Below are 17,773 nucleotides of genomic sequence, written 5' to 3'. Positions count from 1 at the left end.
TGCCCGTGCTTTAAATAACCGTATCATCAACGCTTTATCAGGTAAGAGTGTTTCCTTAAGGTAGCAGCCATCGGAAAACTCTTGAATGAATAGTGAAGGTTTAACGGATTAAAATGCCAGGAGAAAGAAAACAGTGATGCCAGACGCTTATGCAGGATATTTGCCCCTTCCGCCAGACGCGCTGGAAGATACCTTGGCGAAAACTGAAGCCCCCGGCTTCTTTTTGGTGGAGGGGCTTGGGCCGCTGGCAGTGGTGGGGCGGGCGCATATCGGGCGAATTTTATGGGCGCATGGCGCAGGCGCTGGGCATCAGTCATCTTTTATGCAGCGCATGATCAATGGGCTGGCAGCCCAGGGGCTTCAGGTGTTTGCGATTGACTTTCCCTATATGCAGCAGATTAATCAACAGGGTAAACGCCGCCCGCCACCGCCAGTTGCTCACACGGTAGCGCATTTTACTGCCTGGTATCGTCTACTTGCGCCATTGGCGGCATCGCCACTGTGGGTGGGCGGAAAGTCGATGGGCGGACGAATTGCGACGATGTTGGCCAGCCAGCAGGCTTGCCCTGGTGTTATCGCTGCGGGCTATCCGTTTCATCCGCCGAAAGCGCCTGAAAAACGTCGGTTAAGTCACTGGCCTGATATTCACTGTCCGGTATTGGTACTGCAAGGCGAGCGTGACCCGTTTGGTACGCGTGAAGAAGTAATTGGCTATCCATTAACGCCTCAAACCAGGCTTGACTGGTTAACCGATGGTGACCATGACTTTAAGCCACGGCGCGCTTCTGGATTAAAACATGAGTTTTTGATTGACGAGGCGGCCTCACTTGCGGCATCCTTCGTCCGCGCTCATGGAACGCCTTCGGGAATGTGAGCAACGCGCTGGTTTAAATCACAAAGTTTAAACATAACGTGTTGACATTCAGCGAGGCTTCTGTAGAATGCAGCGCCACGTGACCAGCGGGTGGTTAGCTCAGTTGGGAGAGCACCAGCCTTACAAGCTGGGGGTCACTGGTTCGAACCCAGTACCACCCACCATCGAAAGATGGCCTGGAAACGTAAAGCAGTACCAAAGTAATATCAGCATGATGTAATGCGGACCGGTAGTTCAGTTGGTTAGAATGCCGGCCTGTCACGCCGGAGGTCGCGAGTTCGAGTCTCGTCCGGTCCGCCATCATCATACGGTTTACTTTGTAGCAGTTATCGCTATTCGGACCGGTAGTTCAGTTGGTTAGAATGCCGGCCTGTCACGCCGGAGGTCGCGAGTTCGAGTCTCGTCCGGTCCGCCACGATAACTTGCAGATTCGTTGATTAAAGATCAACACCCTGGGTGGTTAGCTCAGTTGGGAGAGCACCAGCCTTACAAGCTGGGGGTCACTGGTTCGAACCCAGTACCACCCACCATTTAAAGTCCTTTTAAATGGTTGTCATTGTAATACCGCGTTAAGTGCCTTATATGTGGACCGGTAGTTCAGTTGGTTAGAATGCCGGCCTGTCACGCCGGAGGTCGCGAGTTCGAGTCTCGTCCGGTCCGCCATTAAGCACCTTCGGTTTATACCGAACGAATTCTAAAACCCCGGATCATTGATCCGGGGTTTTTCGTATGTGCGCTGGTTGGTTACGCCAGTCAGGCAACCGCGCTAACACCTGCCTTGGCAATCTGGACGTCCTGCTCAGGTTTTACACCGGAAATGCCTACCGCGCCGATCACTTGCCCATCGACGATCACCGGAACGCCACCTGACAATAAGCCAGGGAAGGGCGCGGAAACAAATGCAGTGCGGCCACCGTTAATCATCTCTTCAAACACCTGCGTTTCCTTGCGGCCAATAGCGGCATTACGCGCTTTATGAGAGGCGATTTCCGCGCTAAAGGGCGCGGCTCCATCCAGGCGGCGTAGCGCCAGTAGGTGGCCGCCATCGTCAGTGACCACAATCGTCACCGGCCAGCGGTTGTTGTCCGCTTCTTGTTGCGCGGCATCAAGTATCTTGTTGATATCGGTAAGCGTCAGTACGGCTTTGGTTTGCATGGCATTTCCTGTTGGTTGGTTAATGGATGTTATTGAGCAAGTGCGGCGTCTACCACTTCGACCCAGTGGCGAACCGGCGTCCGGTTCGCGCCTGCCAGGTGCGTTTGGCAGCCAATATTAGCCGTTACGATAAGCGCTGGGTTGCCTGCTTCCAGGGCATTGAGCTTATTGTCGCGCAGCTGTGTGGCCAGTTCCGGCTGGGTGACCGAGTAGGTGCCCGCTGAACCGCAGCAGAGATGAGCATCCTGCACCGGGGTCAGCGTAAACCCTAGCGTGGTTAATACGCCTTCAACCGCGCCGTTAAGCTTCTGGGCATGTTGTAGCGTGCAGGGGCAGTGAAAGGCCAGTCGCTGAGTCTCTTTTACCTGAAGGGCGTCCAGGGGTTCCTCGCGAAGTATCTCAACAATGTCTTTTGCCAGCGCACTGACTCTCTGGGCCTTTTCAGCATAGTGCGGGTCATCCTTGAGCATATAGCCATACTCTTTGATAAATGCCCCGCAGCCACTGGCCGTTTGAACAATGGCTTCCGCTCCTTGCTCTATATGTGGCCACCAGGCATCAATGTTGGCGCGCATGCGTGCTCGTCCGTCATCCTGGGCGTTGAGGTGAAAGTCAATGGCCCCGCAGCAGCCCGCTTCTGTGACGGGCGTTAAGCTAATATCCAGTCGGTCCAGCAGCCGCGCTGTGGCGGCGTTGGTGTTGGGCGATAATCCAGGCTGTACACACCCCTCTAGCATCAGCATTTTCCGAGTATGCTGCGTACTGCCCGGCCGTTTGCCGGCATCAACGGGCGCGGCTGGCATTTTATTGCGTAGCTTGCCTGGCACCAGCGGCTTGAAGGTTTGGCCCAGTTTAAGCAGCGCCTTGAAGCGCGTTGGCTCCACCATCATTTTACGCAGCGCGTAGCGCTGGGCACGCTCGGCTGGCGGGCGCGGTACTCGACGTTCAATTTCAGCGCGGCCGATATTTAACAGTTTGTGATACTCGACCCCGGAAGGGCAGGTCGTTTCACAGTTCTGGCAGGTTAGGCAGCGGTCCAGGTGCAGCCGGGTTTCTGCGGTGACCTGGTCATCGTCGTCGCGGCTTTCCAGCAGCTCCTTCATCAGGTAGATGCGCCCGCGGGGGCCGTCACGCTCATCGCCCAGCAACTGGTAAGTGGGGCAGGTCGCGTTACAGAAACCGCAGTGTACGCAGGTGCGCAAAATGCGCTCCGCCTCCTGAATATGCGGCTTTTGAAGATCCGCATCGGTAAAATGCGTTTGCATATCAGTTCTCCTGATTAAAGCGCCGCATAAAGACGACCGGGATTAAAAATAGCGTGAGTATCCAGCTCCGTTTTCAGCCTACGGTGATACTTTTCAACCACGCTGTTTAACGGCGTAAAGGGCTCAGCGGCCCCACCTTGCGCCTGCGGGGTGTAGCAGGTAGCGTGCCCGCCGGCGGCCTGGCATGCCTTGCGTAACGTTGCTGCATCGAGGGTGGTTTTTACCCAGCGCTGGCTGCCGCCCCAGTCGTAAAAGATATCTTGCTGGAGGATATCCAATGCAAGCGGGGCAGTGTTCGGAGGGAGTGAAAGGCGCCACAGCGGTGGGTCATCGCGGTACTTAAAGAAGTCATGAGTATGATCACGCAGCGAGGCCCAAAAGCTGGCCTCCAGTGGTTCGCCCCCCAGGCGCTCACGGGTGGCTTTTACCGAGCTTTTGCCCCCCTCCAGGCGAATAAATAACTCGCCTGCGTGCCAGGCGGCGGCAGTGATGGGTAGCGGCTCGCGGCCAAGTTCAGCCAGTTTGTGTAAGGCCTCCTCAAGGCTTAGTGACAGGCGCAGACAGTGGCTTGCGGTGGGAACAGGCAGCACCTTAAAGGAGATATCGGCCAGCACGCCAAGCGTGCCTTGGGCACCGGTCATTAAACGGGAAAGATCATACCCCGCCACGTTTTTCATCACCTCGCCACCAAAGCGCAGCAGTTTGCCCTCTTGGGTAATAATGCGTGTGCCGAGCACAAAGTCGCGTGCGGCACCCGCCCAGGGGCGCCGGGGGCCAGAAAGCCCGGTGGCTACGGCGCCGCCAATGGTGCTGTTCTCACCAAAGGAGGGCGGCTCAAAGGGGAGCATTTGATGGTGTTCGGCAAGCGCTGCCTGAAGCACGCTTAATCGTGTGCCCGCCCGCACGGTGACCACCAGCTCTACGGGGTCGTAAGAGACGATGCCGCTGTGCTCTGCCATGTGCAGCGGCTGGCCTTCCACAGGGCGGCCATAAAATGCACGGGTGTTCCCCCCTGCAATACGCAGTGGCGTGCGCGTTTCATAGGCGTTACGCACCTGGTCGCACAGGCGCTCAGAGATATCGCGGTCTGCGGCGTTAATCGCTAGATCGGTCATGAGTGTTCCTTATGCCATCAAAACCGCGGAAGCTCCGGGTGCGGCAATTCATTGTTATGCACATGCATGGCGCCAAATTCGGCGCAGCGAGCAAGCGTAGGGATGTTTTTACCGGGGTTGAGCAGGCGCTTTGCATCAAATGCGGCTTTTAGCGCATGAAAAATGCGGATCTCATCGGCCTGGAACTGGCTGCACATCTGATTGATTTTTTCGCGCCCCACGCCGTGCTCGCCGGTAATGGACCCGCCCGCTTCCACGCAAAGCTCCAGAATCTTGCCGCCAACGTCCTCGGCAAGCGCAAGCTGCCCCTCTTTGTTGGCATCAAACAGAATCAGCGGGTGCATGTTGCCATCGCCTGCGTGAAACACGTTGGCCACGGCCAGACCACTCTGTTCAGAAAGTGCGGCGATCCCCTTGAGTACGCGCGGCAATTCGCGGCGAGGGATCGTGCCGTCCATGCAGTAGTAGTCAGGCGACATACGGCCAACCGCTGGGAAGGCATTTTTACGTCCGGCCCAAAACATGGCTCGCTCAGCCTCATCGCGGGCCTGTTGAATCTGTGTGGCGCCTGCCTTTTCGAGTACCCGACGTACCGTTTCACAGTCGTCATCTACATCTGCCTCAACGCCATCCAGCTCACACAGCAAAATGGCTTCAGCATCCATCGGGTAGCCCGCTTTAACAAAATCTTCAGCCGCTTTAATGGCTAGCCTGTCCATCATTTCCAGACCGCCTGGAATGATGCCTGCGGCAATAATGTCGCCCACTGCTCGGCCCGCTTTTTCAATATCGTTGAAGCTTGCCATCAAGACCTTGGCGGTTTCCGGCTTGGGCAACAGCTTAACGGTAATTTCAGTCACCACACCGAGCATGCCCTCTGAACCATTCATCAGTGCTAGAAGATCAAACCCCGGCGCATCCAGCGACTCGGCGCCCAGCGTCATGTGCTCGCCTTCAATAGTAAGTACGTCAACACGAAGTACGTTATGCACCGTGAGCCCGTACTTTAAACAGTGCACGCCGCCTGCGTTTTCCGCCACGTTACCGCCAATTGAGCAGGCGATTTGAGATGACGGATCAGGGGCGTAGTAAAGCCCGTAAGGCGCGGCCGCTTCAGAAATAGCCAGGTTGCGTACCCCCGGCTGCACACGCGCCAGGCGGGCGTCCGGGTCAACGCTTAAAATACGATTAAAACGCGACATTACCAGCAGCACACCTTGTTCAAGCGGAAGTGCGCCGCCGGAAAGGCCGGTGCCCGCACCGCGCGTCACTACGGGCACATCCAGTGCGTGGCAGAGCTTTAGCAGGGCTTCAACCTGCTCCAGGTTCTCGGGCAGCGCCACCAGCATGGGTAGCACCCGGTACGCCGCCAAGCCATCGCACTCAAAAGGACGCAGGTCTTCTTCCCGGTGCAGCAGGGTCATGGAGGGCACTGCCTGCTGTATATCGCTTAAAACCTCGGCTTTATCGCGGTGGACCAACTCGCCGTCAAGGCGCTCATCAAAGAGAATATTCATCACAACTTCTCTGGTTTTTTATCGTTAAAGGTAACCGCACGGTCAATTCGCTATGGCATCAATCTGAGCTTTTTTTGTGCGGCTGTCCAGGGTGTGGTGCAATGGTCAGACCAGTAATTAGTCGATGTTGAAACGCGCTGCCGCCTGCTTGCCAATGGGTAAATCGCACCTTGCCATGGGCGACCAACCAGCGCCTGGATGAGAGAAAACAGATGTCCTTTTCCAATCAAGAACCTGTGCTTGGCCTGCGTACGCCTGACCATGTTGCCGCCCGTTTGGAGCGCTTGATTCTGGATGGCGTCTTTCGGCCTGGCCAACTGCTGCCTTCTGAACGGCGCCTCTGCGAGCGGCTTAAAGTATCCAGAGCCTCGCTGCGTGAAGGCCTGCGCATTCTACGTAGCAGAGGCGTGATTGAAACTCGCCAAGGGCATGGCTCAACCGTGGCATCGCTTCTCCCCATGCAGGATAAAAGCCCGTTGATGCACCTGTTCCATGATCACCCGCGCACGCTGTTTGATCTGCTCGAAGTGCGCGCTCTGCTGGAAGGAGAGTCGGCTTTTTTGGCGGCGACGAGAGGTACCTCCATGGACCGCGTGTTGATTACCCGGCGCTACCAGGAGCTGGAGGATTATGCCGAGCACGCCGAGTGCATTGACGTTGAGCGGCTGGCGCGGCTTGACCACGCCTTTCATCTCGCCGTCTCCCAGGCATCGCACAACCCGGTGCTGGTACATACACTGCAAAGCCTGACCGATCTGCTGCTAAGTTCGGTATTTGCCTCGGTTAAGCATCTTTACCACCGTACGGGCCCGCGTGAAATGATCAACCGCCAGCATGCCCGGCTGCATGATGCGGTTGTCGCCGGCGACGCCGAACAGGCCAGGCAGGTGGCGCTGGAGCATCTCACCAGCATTACCGAGCTGCTACGGGAGCTGGAAGTAGAGAGCGAACGTCTGGAGCGCTCAGCCATGCGTATGGAGCCGTGGTAATGCTTTGCTGATGAAAATACCTGTCGAAAAGATTCACGTTGCTCAGCGGCTGATACAGACGCTAGCCTAGGCGATGACAATAATCAAAGGAGAGCGATGTGGCTATTTACCAGTTCGGTGAGCACCAGCCTGATATTCATGACGACGTGTACGTTGCTGAAACCGCAGACGTGATAGGGCAGGTAACCTTAAAAGCGCGCTCCAGCGTCTGGTATCAAGCGGTGTTGCGCGGTGACAGCGACCTTTTGGAAATAGGCGAAGAGAGCAATATTCAGGATGGCGCCGTATTGCATGCCGACCCTGGGTATCCGCTCAAAGTGGGGCGCGGTGTCACGGTGGGCCACCAGGCCATGCTGCATGGTTGTAGCGTAGGCGATGGCTGTTTGATCGGTATTCAAGCCGTGGTGCTTAACGGCGCGGTGATCGGCGAAAACAGCCTGGTAGGTGCGGGGGCATTTATTAAAGAGGGCGCTGTGTTTCCGCCCAACTCGCTGATTGTGGGCTCACCTGCGCGGGTAGTACGCACGCTTTCTGCTGATGCCATAGAAGGGCTTAAGCTGAACGCGCAAAGCTATGTCATACGCGGCCAGCAGCATGCCACCTCGCTAAAACGCATCGATTAGCACGTCAACTATTACATTAGCAATCACATCAACTATCACATCAACGAATGCGCGGCTTTCTAACGACGCTCCTTGCGCGTACTTATCTTTAAAGCACGACACCCCAAGGCAGGCTTGGGGTGTCGTAAAGGGTGACGCTACTCAGATGTTCTACATAAGTGGGTCCGTAACGCCAAGCACATAGAACGCTACCATCGCAATAATGCCCGCGAAGACAAGATAGTAGATGGTGGGGATAATGGTCTTACGAATGGTCGTACCTTCACGGCCCAACAGGCCAACGGTCGCAGAAGCCGCCACAACATTGTGAATCGCAATCATGTTACCCGCAGCGGCACCGACTGCCTGCAGAGCCACCATCATGGCAGTTGAAACACCCAGCGTTTGGGCGACGTTAAATTGGAACTCTGCCAGCATCAGGTTAGAAACCGTATTGGAACCTGCAATAAAGGCACCCATGGCGCCCACTGTGGGGGCGAAGAAGGGATAAATGTTGCCCATGCCATGAGCAACTGCCTGCGCCATCATTACCGGCATTGACACCAGGTCCGCCCCGTTAACCCCTGAATTGATCAAAATACGTACCATGGGTACGGTGAAAATCAGTACAAAGCCCGCGCCCAATATCGTTTTGGTGGATTCTGATACCGCCGCGCTTATTTTGCTCGGGTTCATCTTGTGCAGGAAGTAGGTCACGATCACTACCGCCAAAATAATCCCGCCTGGCAGGTAAAGCGGCTGTACACCCCCGCTAACGCCCGTTTCGCCTAGAATATTGTTCCAGTTCAAGCTGATAGAGGTGAGTGCCACCCGCAGCGGTTCAATGGTTCGTGAAGCTACCAGGAACAGCGCCAGCAATACGTAGGGAACCCAGCCCATAAAAGTAGACATCGGGGCTTTTCCGGCCACATCTTCAAGCTTGATTTGAAGGTTGCCGATCCACTCATCCGGCCAAGAGGTTGATTCTGGAAAGTCCCAGGTATCTTTGGGAAGTAAAAAGCCTTTACGCGCTGCCGGTACAACAATCGCTAGGCCGACCATGGCACCAATCATGGAGGGAAATTCCGGGCCCAGGAAAACGCCCACCAGCATATAAGGAATCACAAACGAAATGCCGGTGAAAAGGGCAAACGGTACAATCGAAAGCCCCTCTTTCCAGGAGCGGTTGGCGCCGAAGAAACGCACCATCACCAGTACCAAAATCAGCGGCATGCAGATGCCGATGATGCCATGCGTAATAGCCACTTCGCTGGTGATCAGTTGGAAAAATGTGCCCCAGGTGGAGCCGTCCGCTTCCAGTTGTGTCGTTATGCCCGCGCGGTCCAGCCCGCTGCCCACGCCCACGATAATAGGCGTGCCCACGGCGCCGAACGACACCGGGGTAGATTGGATCATCATGCCCACCACGACAGCGGCAAGTGCCGGGAAGCCCAAGGCAACCATTAGCGGTGCGGCCACGGCAGCGGGGGTGCCGAAGCCAGAAGCGCCTTCAATAAAGCAACCAAACAGCCAGGCAACGATCAGTGCCTGAACGCGACGGTCTGGACTGATGCCTGAAAAACCATTGCGAATAGCGGTAATGCCCCCTGAATGCTTCAAGGTGTTGAGCAGCAAAATGGCGCCAAAAATAATCCACAGCAGGCCTGCTGTTTGGATAAGGCCTTGGATCGTCGAGGCGGCCACGCGGCTAAATGACATATCCCAAACCGTCAGCCCAATAGTGGCTGCGGTGAGGAATACAATCGGCATCGCTATTTTGGCCGGTATTTTAAAACCAACGAGTAAAATACCTGCCAGCAGTAATGGCAAAAAAGCCAGAAGAGCAAGTGTTGTTTCGTTCATAAGAAAACCGCCTTTTTATTTATGGGTATGCGCTATTTCTGTCTAATGGTTTAAGTGCTAAACGCAACATTGAAAAGATACGGCTCAGAACAAAAAATAACACTATTACGAAACAGGTCTTGCCAAAAGGGGCAAGTTTGTAAGGTCTATATAAGCCCTTGCGTGAATTTTAAATGATTGTTTTATATGTATTGTTAATTGTTTTTAAACTTCATTGAAGAGGGTCGTTATTAGACTAAAAGACAGTGCTGAGACTCGCTACTTCTCCAGCCAGTGCTTTAAGCTCAATGGCGATGAATGCGCCATTTTTAAATTTCCTCTTTTCATTAACGGTAAGGGCAAAAACATGACACGTACGCTCTATGACCTGTGTGGCCGTGACGAACGACTGCGTTTCTCTCCCTATTGCTGGCGCGTGCGTATGGCGCTTGCTCATAAAGGTCTGGCCTATAACACCATCGCTTGGCGGTTTGAGGACAAGCAGGCGCTGGCGTTCGCCGACTACGATAAAGTCCCGGTGCTGTGCGATGGGGATCAGGTCATTACCGATAGTTTTAAGATAATGCGCTACCTGGATAAAGCCTATCCCGATGCCCCTGTTTTGGGTGAAGGAGTGGCGTACCAACGCGCGCTGTTTTTTAAATACTATGTCGAGCGCAGCGTGACGCCTGCCCTGTTTCGTAGCGTTGCACTGGATTTATTGGCCGCCATTCACCCTGATGATCGTGATTACTTTCGTAAAACCCGCGAAGCGCGCTTTGGGGCACGCCTGGAAGAAGTGCATAACCCCGAACAGGGCAAGCAGCAGCTTTACCAAGTGCTGGCGCCGGTACGTGAGCAGTTACATGGCAGTCCTTTTCTGGATGGCGAAACACCCAGCGGTATCGATTACTTACTGTTTGGAAGCATGATGTGGACACACACCGTCTCGCTTGAGCCGTTGACCGAACCCGATGATCCGGTCACCGAGTGGTTTACGCGTATGTTGGATGCTCATAATGGGGTTGCGCGCCAGGCAATCACGATTCGTGATTTAAATTAAAAATCGAATAACCTGCTGATTTAAAGTCATATTGAGAGCTGTAGAGGCATGTGGCGCACGAGAATATAAAAAGCCATGTTGCGATGCACAAAAGGCGCTGCTAGGTTTACGTACAGCAGCGGCAAATGCCAACGCATCAGCAGCGCCTCCACGACTAACGGGCGGCGGCCTGCTAGCTAACTCAAGGAGATGTCGTGATGATGAAGACTGCAGAGAATAACACCCAACAGTTCGAGTCTGCCTTTGTATCACCCATGCGTTCTTACACGCATGCAGCGCTTGATTACTATGAAAAGCTGATGGGTGCTCAACTTGATGCTGCCCGCGCTTACTCAGATATGACCATTTCCCAGGCACGTACCTGGCTGGAAGTTAAAGATGCCGATGGCTTTAAGAAAGCCATGGAAAGCCAGCAGCGCGTTGCCAGTGACTTCATGGAGCGGGTGAAAGGGGATTCTGAAAAAGTCACCTCTATCAGCCAGAGCTTTATGCAGGACAGCGCCAAAATGGCCGAAGAAAATGTCCAGAAGGCGAGCAATACCACGCAGAAAGCGGCTGATAACGTTCAGAAGTCAGCAGAGTCGGCAAAAAAGTAGATCCCTGTTAAGCCATTTGCATGGCGATGAAAGCGCTGCGATCCTCTGGACGCAGCGCTTTTTTATTGCTCATCATTAGCCAAACGTCATGTAATATCACCCACTCAAGCAAGGCCAAGCGCGATATCATGACGCGATGCAAAGTAAGGAGGCGATAGGAGAGCCACATGAGTGATGCGCAGGCGACCGCGAAGCGGGTTGCTCCAGAAAAAGAGGGCGATGAACGTCACGATGCTATATATCGTGCGGTAAGCGATGCGATTGTTGAACAGCGCCTAAAGCCCGGTGCCAGGCTGCGTGAAGATGCGCTTGCCGACGTGTTTAGCATTAGCCGTACCGGCATACGCAAGATTTTACAGCGCCTTGCGCTGGAGCAATTGGTAACCCTAACGCCCCGCCGTGGTGCCAGTGTTACCCGACCCACCGCCGATGAAGCCAAGGATGTTTTCGATGCCCGCCAGCTTGTCGAGTGCGGATTAATGCCCGATGTGGCAAAGCGAATCGGTGAAAAAGAAGCTGCTGAACTGCGCGAGATGGCCCGCGAGGAGCGTCACGCGCTGCGCAGTGGTCAACAGAGCACCGCTATTCGCCTGTCAGCAGATTTTCATGTGCGCCTCGCCCAGCTTTCTGGCAACGCCACGCTTGCCGAATTTGTAGAACGCCTCTGCTCGCGCTCATCGCTTATTCTTGCGGTATATGGCCACCGTGGCCACCTGGGCTGCGAATCCCACGACCATGACGACCTGATCGGCTATCTGGAGTCCGGCAACGGCGAGCGCGCCAAAGCCTTTATGAGCCGCCACCTAAAAGCGATTGAAGCCTCGCTCTCCATGGTCGAAGAAGAGGAGAGCGCCCCGGATCTACAGCAGATATTTGGGGACTGAGGCGAGCTTAATCGCTAACGCCGCGAGCAGGGCTTACATCAAGCTCCAGAACGCCTCGACCAGCGGGTTTTTCAGGTTCTTCTTCAGGGTAAACAAGCCAATATCGTAGGGCGCTAGTTCTGGCGCTACGTCGAGTACTCGAATGCGACCCACCAATGGACTGTTGTCGAGGACGATTTTAGGCACCACGCCAATACCAAAGCCCAAGCTCACCATGCTGACAATGGCTTCATTACCGGTGACCTGGGCATAAATACGTGGCGCGATGTCCAGCTTGCGAAACCACTCATCTACACGTGCTCTGGAGACTCCGCTTTCCGATAGAATCATAGGCGTGTTCGCCCATTCTGCCGGTGTGAATGGTGTGCCGGTTGGCGCATTCGGCACTTGCTGTTCCAGCGGGGCAATAAACAGCAACGGCGACGTAGCGATGGGCTTAAAGGCCAGGCCTCGCGGTAGATGGGCAGGCTTTGCTGCAATGCTAAGGTCTTCTTTACCATCCAGTACGTGCGCAATGGCGTGTTCCGGGTCACCGGTGCGCAGTTTGATTTCAATGGCCGGGTAGGCGATACGAAAGCGGCGAAGCAGCTCGTGCAAAAAGCTGTAGCTTGCCGTCACCGAGCCATACAAACTGATTTCACCGCTTAATTGGTCAAGATTGTCGGTTAACTCATGACGAATCAAATTCCATTGGCTGCTGGCATCGCGGGCATATTTGAGGAATTTTTGCCCTTCCTGAGTCAACACCACGGTCCGGTTGTCGCGGTTGAACAGCGACACGCCCAGTTCGTCTTCCAAATGGCGGATGTTGCGCGAAAGCGCAGAAATGCTGACGTAGCACTCGTCGCTTGCGCGGCCGAAATGCAGCGTTTCGGCCAGTGCGAGGAATTGTTTTAAAAGTTTAAAGTTCATAAGCGCTATGATAATAGCGTTTTGTGAAAATAGGGACGTGTTGTTGCAAATATATCAATTTAAGAAATAGTCGTTTTTGGTTAGATTGGATTCACTTACATAGCGCTGGATCCCGTATTGAGCGGCTGTGTCACTTTTTTTCGTGTCGGTGTGTCGTGCATCGATAGCGTGATGATACTTAATCAGGATGTAAACGATGGCTAACTATTTCAATACCTTGCCGCTACGCGAACAGCTGGCTCAGCTGGCAAAATGTCGTTTCATGTACAGCTCAGAATTTGCTGATGGTGTCGACGCGCTGAAAGGCAAAAAAATGGTAGTGATCGGCTGTGGCGCGCAAGGTCTCAACCAGGGATTGAACCTGCGCGACAGCGGCCTGGACGTTTCCTACGCACTGCGTCCTGAAGCCATTGCGCAAAAGCGTCAGTCCTGGAAGAATGCCTCTGAAAACGGTTTCGTGGTGGGTACTTATGAAGAGCTGATCCCGACGGCGGACGTGGTTCTGAACTTGACCCCGGATAAGCAGCACACCGCAGTGGTGAACGCTGTCATGCCGCTTATGAAAGAAGGCGCTTGCCTGTCTTATTCCCACGGTTTCAACATCGTAGAAGAGGGCATGCAGGTGCGTGATGACCTGACCGTCATCATGGTGGCGCCCAAGTGCCCGGGTTCTGAGGTACGTGCTGAATACGTTCGTGGTTTCGGCGTTCCTACCTTGATCGCTGTGCACGAAGCCAATGATCCTAAAGGCGAAGGGCTTGCGCTGGCGAAAGCCTACGCAGTGGGCACTGGCGGCCATAAAGCGGGCGTGTTGATGTCCTCTTTCATCGCGGAAGTTAAATCCGACCTGATGGGCGAGCAGACGATTCTTTGCGGTATGCTGCAAACAGGCTCTATCCTCTGCTTTGATAAAATGATCGAAGAGGGTATTGAGCCAGGTTATGCCTCCAAGCTGATTCAGTACGGCTGGGAAAACATCACCGAGGCGCTTAAGTACGGCGGCGTGACCAACATGCTGGACCGTCTTTCCAACCCGGCCAAGATCAAGGCCTTTGATCTGGCGGAAGAGCTGAAAGACATCATGCGTCCGCTGTACAACAAGCACCAGGACGACATCATGAGCGGCCACTTCTCCCGCACGATGATGGAAGACTGGGCAAACGATGATGCTAACCTTCTGAAATGGCGTGCAGACACTGCCGAAACCAACTTCGAGAAAACGCCTGCTGGCGACGTTGAAATTTCCGAGCAGGAATTCTTCGACAACGGCATCTTGATGGTCGCCATGGTGAAAGCGGGCGTTGAGCTTGCGTTCGAAACCATGACCGCTGCGGGCATTATCGACGAGTCTGCCTACTACGAGTCGCTACACGAAACGCCGCTCATCGCGAACACCATCGCGCGCAAGAAATTGTACGAAATGAACGCGACGATCTCTGATACCGCAGAGTACGGTTGCTACCTGTACAATCACGCCTGTGTGCCGCTGTTGGCAGACTTCATGAAAGGCATTAAATCCGATGTCATCGGTAAAGGCCTGGATCTGGACGACAACGGTGTCGATAACGCACGTTTGATCGAGGTTAACGATGCGCTTCGCGCTCACCCGGTGGAAGCTGTTGGCGCCGTGCTGCGTGGCCACATGGCGGATATGAAGAAGATCGTTTAACCCACGGGTTAACCGTTAGCTAGTCAATGGAAAGCCGAGATATCCACCACGATATGCTCGGCTTTTTTGTCCCTGGATAACGACTTTCCGAACCCTGATTTTTTACCAATGTAAGGAACATGTTCATGGAGCCTTCAACCCGCTTGGCGAGCATTCAGCTAAACAATGCGACGATTAGCTTCGATGATCGGTTCACTCTAAGCGAGATTGACTGGACCATCGAACCTCACCAGCATTGGGTCATCACCGGCGCTAACGGTTCCGGTAAGTCGGCCCTGGCGGCGGCACTGGCTGGCATTGGCAAGATTGAAGCGGGCACCGTTCAAGGGCTTCCCGAGCGCGTCGGACTAGTCTCTTTTGAAGCGCAAGCCGAGCTTATCGCAGAAGAGCTGAAAAAAGACGATGCCGACATCATGGATGTCGTGTCGCTCGGCACGCCGGTCAGTGAAATGATTTTCGAGCACTGCGAGGATGCCGAACTGGCTTACGAGCTGGTCGAAAAGTTCGGGCTGACGAAACTCCTCGACCGCGCCTTTCGCAAACTCTCCACGGGGGAAACCCGCAAAGTCATGCTGATCCGCGCGCTGGCTAACAAGCCCGATCTGCTCATTCTAGATGAGCCGTTCGATGGCCTGGACGTCGACACGCTCGCCATGCTGCAAGCCCATCTTGCCTCTATTATCGAAAGCGTCCCCATGGTGATGGTGCTCAATCGCTTCGACGAAATGCCGGACTTCATCACTCATGTGGCTTACCTGGATAAAGACCGGCCAGACCCGGGGCAAGAGAATAAAAAGCAAGGCAATAGAGCGCGTAGGGAAGGTGGGCGACTGGCGTTCACAGTAGACCGCCAGGATGAGGCCGCCTTCAACGAGCTTTACCAACTGCTGCATTTGAAAACGACTGACTTAAGCGTACCCGAGGCCGACCCTGCCCATCAGTTGCCCGCGCTCGACCCCAACCAGCCGTTAGTGAAGCTAAAACAAGCGACGATTAAATACGGCGATACCGTCATTGTGGGCCAGCTCGACTGGACGATCGAACGCGGGCAACACTGGCAACTGAGTGGTCCTAACGGCAGCGGTAAAACCTGCGTGTTGTCCTTGATCACGGGAGACCACCCGCAATGTTATACCAACGATATTTTCGTGTTTGGCTTCCAGCGCGGTAACGGCGAAAGTATCTGGCAGATCAAGCAGTTCATTGGCTATGTCTCCACGGCCCTGCAATGGGAGTATCGTGTCAGCACTAGCTGCAGGAACGTCATCATCTCGGGCTTTTTTGATAGTATCGGCGTTTACACAAAATCTACCGATAATCAGCAAAAGATTGCCGACCAATGGCTTGATTTACTGGGTATGAAAACGCGTGCCGACCAGCCGTTCAATAAGCTTTCCTACGGCGACCAGCGGTTGCTACTGATTGCCCGTGCCATGGTGAAGCACCCGCCGCTTCTAATACTCGACGAGCCCTGCCTGGGCCTTGATGACATGAACCGCCAGCTCGTTCTCGCGCTCATCGAGAAAATCTGTGAAGGCAAGGAAACCACGGTGCTCTACGTCAATCACCACACGGAAGACAGGATAAAGGAAATAGACAACCATTTAACGCTTGAGAAAAACCACTAGGCGCTGACGTTTTCGTTGCTGCCTGCACTCTAAAAAAGCGCCATCGGCACAAAGCCGATGGCGCTTTCAAATTGCCTAAACTGTCAGTTTTAAATTACCAGTTTTTAAATCACCAGTTTTTAAATCACCAGTTCCTGAAACATTCGTTAAAGCTCACTCACCTCAACTTGCCCTCTGCTGGGTAAGGGTGGGTGCTGCCTTAAACTGTCGCATCAAGCCAAAGTAGAACGCGCCTCCTAATCCTGCACCAATGAGCCAGCCGTAGCCGTCCAGGCTTGAAAGGGCAGGGACTAGCACCGTGGAGAGCGAGAACAGCGCTGCGCAGCCAAACGCAAGTAGGGCGCGGCGGTTCCATCCGTTTGTGTAGTAGTACGCGCTGCCAGGGGCTGAGGAGAATAGCTCCTGCATATTGAGGTGTTGGCGCTTAATCAGGTAGTAGTCCACCACAATAATGCCATAGAACGGCGCGACAATAGCGCCAAGGGCATTGACAAAGCCGGGGATGCCAATCTGACTAATCACCGAGATCCACAGCGCTCCCACAAAGAAGGCGATAACGGCGGTAATCAAGCCACCCACCTTAAAGCTGATTTTGCTGGGAAAGAGGTTGGCCAGGTCATAAGCCGGTGGAATAAAGTTGGCGACCAGGTTAATGCCCACGGTAGCGGCAAAAAAAGTGAGGGCGGCGATGATGGTCAGCGGTAATGAATCAACGCGCTCAACAATATCGGCGGGGTTGGTGAGCGCTTCGCCAAACAGTACCAGCGTACCGGCAGTAATAATAAGTGCGATAAACGAGAAAAACGCCACGTTAAGCGGTAATCCAAGCAGGTTGCCCAGCTTCATTTGGCGCTCGGTTTTTACAAAGCGGGTAAAGTCGCCAAAGTTGATCACCACGGCCGCAAAGTAAGCCACCATGGTGCCTACAATGGCAAGAAACGCGCCCACGGCGCCCACGTTTTGCTCACCGCTGCCGCTAAAGATGGTTCCAATGGCGGGTAGCAACTCGTCTCCTGCCTGGAACCAGACAATTCCCATCAGCACGACCATAACCACGTACACCAGCGGGCCTGCCCAGTTCAAAAAGTGCTTAATCCGCTCGATGCCTTGCCAGAAGATCGCGATTTGAAAAAGCCACACGATCACAAATGACACCCATGCGACGCCAGAAAGGCCCAGGAAGGTCGTGCCGCTGCCCGCCCCGATAAAGGCGGTAATCAGCAGGGCGACTGCCGTTGATGCGAAATAGGTCTGCACGCCGTACCAAAAGATACCCACAATCGCGCGTAGCATGGCGGGAAGGTTGGCACCGCGCACCCCCATACTAGCGCGCACCATCACTGGGAAAGGGATGCCGTATTTAACGCTTGGTTTGCCCGTTAGGTTCACCAGAAACATGACAATAACACCGGCTAGAATAATCGCTGCCATCACTGCCCAGCCGTTCAAGCCATAGGTGAGGAATAGCGATGCCGCGAGGGTATAGCCAAACAGGCTTTGGATATCGTTGGACCACACGTTAAAGATTTCAAATGCGCCCCAAGTGCGTGCCTGGGGCTTTAAGGGGGCCAGATCTTCATTATAAAGCGAGGGATCGAACTGCTTGATATCAAGATCGCTGTTAGGCGGTTGCTCATGCATGGCAGGCTCTCTCTGCATTAA

General features: G+C 54.3%; 15 protein-coding genes and 5 tRNA genes. 13 read left to right on the top strand and 7 right to left on the bottom strand.

Annotated elements, in window-relative coordinates:
- Positions 1–136: 136 nt before the first annotated feature.
- The 6 genes from ACT3TC_RS02965 (at position 137) to ACT3TC_RS02940 (ending at position 1,537) form a co-directional block, all read left to right on the top strand.
- Complete coding sequence (locus tag ACT3TC_RS02965) at positions 137–874, top strand: alpha/beta fold hydrolase (RefSeq protein ID WP_444639060.1); 738 nt, start codon at positions 137–139, stop codon at positions 872–874.
- 88 nt (positions 875–962) lie between these two features.
- Positions 963–1,038 (top strand) — tRNA-Val (locus ACT3TC_RS02960).
- A gap of 59 nt (positions 1,039–1,097) precedes the next feature.
- Positions 1,098–1,174, top strand: a tRNA-Asp gene (locus tag ACT3TC_RS02955).
- A 38-nt stretch (positions 1,175–1,212) separates the two neighbouring features.
- Positions 1,213–1,289, top strand: a tRNA-Asp gene (locus ACT3TC_RS02950).
- Between the two features lie 39 nt (positions 1,290–1,328).
- A tRNA-Val gene (locus ACT3TC_RS02945) sits at positions 1,329–1,404 on the top strand.
- Between the two features lie 56 nt (positions 1,405–1,460).
- A tRNA-Asp gene (locus tag ACT3TC_RS02940) sits at positions 1,461–1,537 on the top strand.
- Between the two features lie 90 nt (positions 1,538–1,627).
- On the opposite strand, the gene ACT3TC_RS02935 is transcribed toward ACT3TC_RS02940, so the two are convergent.
- Genes ACT3TC_RS02935 through glcD form a run of 4 tightly spaced genes read right to left on the bottom strand, consistent with a single transcriptional unit; the run spans position 1,628 to position 5,926 of the window.
- Entirely contained in the window at positions 1,628–2,029 is a 402-nt protein-coding gene (locus ACT3TC_RS02935; RefSeq protein ID WP_087111863.1) for a GlcG/HbpS family heme-binding protein, read from the bottom strand.
- Between the two features lie 29 nt (positions 2,030–2,058).
- Entirely contained in the window at positions 2,059–3,294 is a 1,236-nt protein-coding gene (gene glcF / locus ACT3TC_RS02930; protein WP_444639059.1) for a glycolate oxidase subunit GlcF, read from the bottom strand.
- A gap of 14 nt (positions 3,295–3,308) precedes the next feature.
- A complete protein-coding gene (glcE, locus tag ACT3TC_RS02925; RefSeq protein WP_444639058.1) occupies positions 3,309–4,409 on the bottom strand; it encodes a glycolate oxidase subunit GlcE in 1,101 nt (366 codons plus the stop codon).
- Positions 4,410–4,426: 17 nt separating this feature from the next.
- A complete protein-coding gene (gene glcD / locus ACT3TC_RS02920; RefSeq protein ID WP_444639057.1) occupies positions 4,427–5,926 on the bottom strand; it encodes a glycolate oxidase subunit GlcD in 1,500 nt (499 codons plus the stop codon).
- A 212-nt stretch (positions 5,927–6,138) separates the two neighbouring features.
- On the opposite strand from glcD, the gene glcC reads away from it, so the two are divergent.
- Both glcC and ACT3TC_RS02910 read left to right on the top strand, forming a co-directional pair.
- Positions 6,139–6,915 (top strand): transcriptional regulator GlcC, encoded by a 777-nt coding sequence (glcC, locus tag ACT3TC_RS02915; RefSeq protein ID WP_444639056.1) that lies wholly within the window; start codon positions 6,139–6,141, stop codon positions 6,913–6,915.
- 98 nt (positions 6,916–7,013) lie between these two features.
- On the top strand, positions 7,014–7,538 hold the full coding sequence (locus ACT3TC_RS02910) for a gamma carbonic anhydrase family protein (RefSeq protein WP_172117437.1): 525 nt from the start codon (positions 7,014–7,016) through the stop codon (positions 7,536–7,538).
- A 150-nt stretch (positions 7,539–7,688) separates the two neighbouring features.
- Here ACT3TC_RS02910 and ACT3TC_RS02905 read toward each other — a convergent pair whose 3' ends face one another.
- Positions 7,689–9,380: an L-lactate permease gene (locus tag ACT3TC_RS02905; RefSeq protein WP_193054398.1), complete on the bottom strand. Its 1,692-nt coding sequence runs from the start codon at positions 9,378–9,380 to the stop codon at positions 7,689–7,691.
- 346 nt (positions 9,381–9,726) lie between these two features.
- Here ACT3TC_RS02905 and ACT3TC_RS02900 point away from each other — a divergent pair, with 346 nt between their 5' ends.
- From ACT3TC_RS02900 to ACT3TC_RS02890, 3 genes are all read left to right on the top strand, one after another.
- The gene (locus ACT3TC_RS02900; RefSeq protein WP_444639055.1) at positions 9,727–10,422 is read left to right on the top strand and encodes a glutathione S-transferase family protein; all 696 of its coding nucleotides are present in this window, start codon (positions 9,727–9,729) and stop codon (positions 10,420–10,422) included.
- A gap of 197 nt (positions 10,423–10,619) precedes the next feature.
- Positions 10,620–11,018: a phasin family protein gene (locus ACT3TC_RS02895; RefSeq protein ID WP_193057147.1), complete on the top strand. Its 399-nt coding sequence runs from the start codon at positions 10,620–10,622 to the stop codon at positions 11,016–11,018.
- A 167-nt stretch (positions 11,019–11,185) separates the two neighbouring features.
- Complete coding sequence (locus ACT3TC_RS02890; protein ID WP_087111895.1) at positions 11,186–11,902, top strand: GntR family transcriptional regulator; 717 nt, start codon at positions 11,186–11,188, stop codon at positions 11,900–11,902.
- A 33-nt stretch (positions 11,903–11,935) separates the two neighbouring features.
- Here the strand turns inward: ACT3TC_RS02890 and ilvY are convergent, their stop codons facing one another.
- A complete protein-coding gene (gene ilvY / locus ACT3TC_RS02885; RefSeq protein WP_441677202.1) occupies positions 11,936–12,814 on the bottom strand; it encodes an HTH-type transcriptional activator IlvY in 879 nt (292 codons plus the stop codon).
- 196 nt (positions 12,815–13,010) lie between these two features.
- Here ilvY and ilvC point away from each other — a divergent pair, with 196 nt between their 5' ends.
- The gene (gene ilvC, locus ACT3TC_RS02880) at positions 13,011–14,483 is read left to right on the top strand and encodes a ketol-acid reductoisomerase (protein ID WP_444639054.1); all 1,473 of its coding nucleotides are present in this window, start codon (positions 13,011–13,013) and stop codon (positions 14,481–14,483) included.
- Between the two features lie 125 nt (positions 14,484–14,608).
- Positions 14,609–16,111 carry a molybdate ABC transporter ATP-binding protein ModF gene (gene modF, locus ACT3TC_RS02875; protein ID WP_444639053.1) on the top strand — a complete coding sequence of 501 codons (1,503 nt, stop codon included), beginning with the start codon at positions 14,609–14,611 and terminating at the stop codon, positions 16,109–16,111.
- A gap of 162 nt (positions 16,112–16,273) precedes the next feature.
- Here modF and ACT3TC_RS02870 read toward each other — a convergent pair whose 3' ends face one another.
- Positions 16,274–17,752: an NCS1 family nucleobase:cation symporter-1 gene (locus tag ACT3TC_RS02870; protein WP_444639052.1), complete on the bottom strand. Its 1,479-nt coding sequence runs from the start codon at positions 17,750–17,752 to the stop codon at positions 16,274–16,276.
- Between the last annotated feature and the right edge of the window lie 21 nt (positions 17,753–17,773).

The sequence above is a fragment of the Halomonas sp. AOP27-A1-41 genome, from assembly GCF_052378605.1.
GTDB classification, from domain to species: domain Bacteria; phylum Pseudomonadota; class Gammaproteobacteria; order Pseudomonadales; family Halomonadaceae; genus Vreelandella; species Vreelandella citrativorans.
Note: the sequence above shows the minus strand (reverse complement) of the source record. Positions and strands in the feature narration are given on the sequence as shown.

What these genes read in the sequence shown, in the direction of transcription:
- ACT3TC_RS02965 (WP_444639060.1), top strand. Translation starts at nt 137, where the DNA reads ATGCCAGACGCTTATGCAGGATATTTGCCCCTTCCGCCAGACGCGCTG.
- ACT3TC_RS02935 (WP_087111863.1), bottom strand. Translation starts at nt 2,029, where the DNA reads ATGCAAACCAAAGCCGTACTGACGCTTACCGATATCAACAAGATACTT.
- glcF (WP_444639059.1), bottom strand. Translation starts at nt 3,294, where the DNA reads ATGCAAACGCATTTTACCGATGCGGATCTTCAAAAGCCGCATATTCAG.
- glcE (WP_444639058.1), bottom strand. Translation starts at nt 4,409, where the DNA reads ATGACCGATCTAGCGATTAACGCCGCAGACCGCGATATCTCTGAGCGC.
- glcD (WP_444639057.1), bottom strand. Translation starts at nt 5,926, where the DNA reads ATGAATATTCTCTTTGATGAGCGCCTTGACGGCGAGTTGGTCCACCGC.
- glcC (WP_444639056.1), top strand. Translation starts at nt 6,139, where the DNA reads ATGTCCTTTTCCAATCAAGAACCTGTGCTTGGCCTGCGTACGCCTGAC.
- ACT3TC_RS02905 (WP_193054398.1), bottom strand. Translation starts at nt 9,380, where the DNA reads ATGAACGAAACAACACTTGCTCTTCTGGCTTTTTTGCCATTACTGCTG.
- ACT3TC_RS02900 (WP_444639055.1), top strand. Translation starts at nt 9,727, where the DNA reads ATGACACGTACGCTCTATGACCTGTGTGGCCGTGACGAACGACTGCGT.
- ACT3TC_RS02895 (WP_193057147.1), top strand. Translation starts at nt 10,620, where the DNA reads ATGATGAAGACTGCAGAGAATAACACCCAACAGTTCGAGTCTGCCTTT.
- ACT3TC_RS02890 (WP_087111895.1), top strand. Translation starts at nt 11,186, where the DNA reads ATGAGTGATGCGCAGGCGACCGCGAAGCGGGTTGCTCCAGAAAAAGAG.
- ilvY (WP_441677202.1), bottom strand. Translation starts at nt 12,814, where the DNA reads ATGAACTTTAAACTTTTAAAACAATTCCTCGCACTGGCCGAAACGCTG.
- ilvC (WP_444639054.1), top strand. Translation starts at nt 13,011, where the DNA reads ATGGCTAACTATTTCAATACCTTGCCGCTACGCGAACAGCTGGCTCAG.
- modF (WP_444639053.1), top strand. Translation starts at nt 14,609, where the DNA reads ATGGAGCCTTCAACCCGCTTGGCGAGCATTCAGCTAAACAATGCGACG.
- ACT3TC_RS02870 (WP_444639052.1), bottom strand. Translation starts at nt 17,752, where the DNA reads ATGCATGAGCAACCGCCTAACAGCGATCTTGATATCAAGCAGTTCGAT.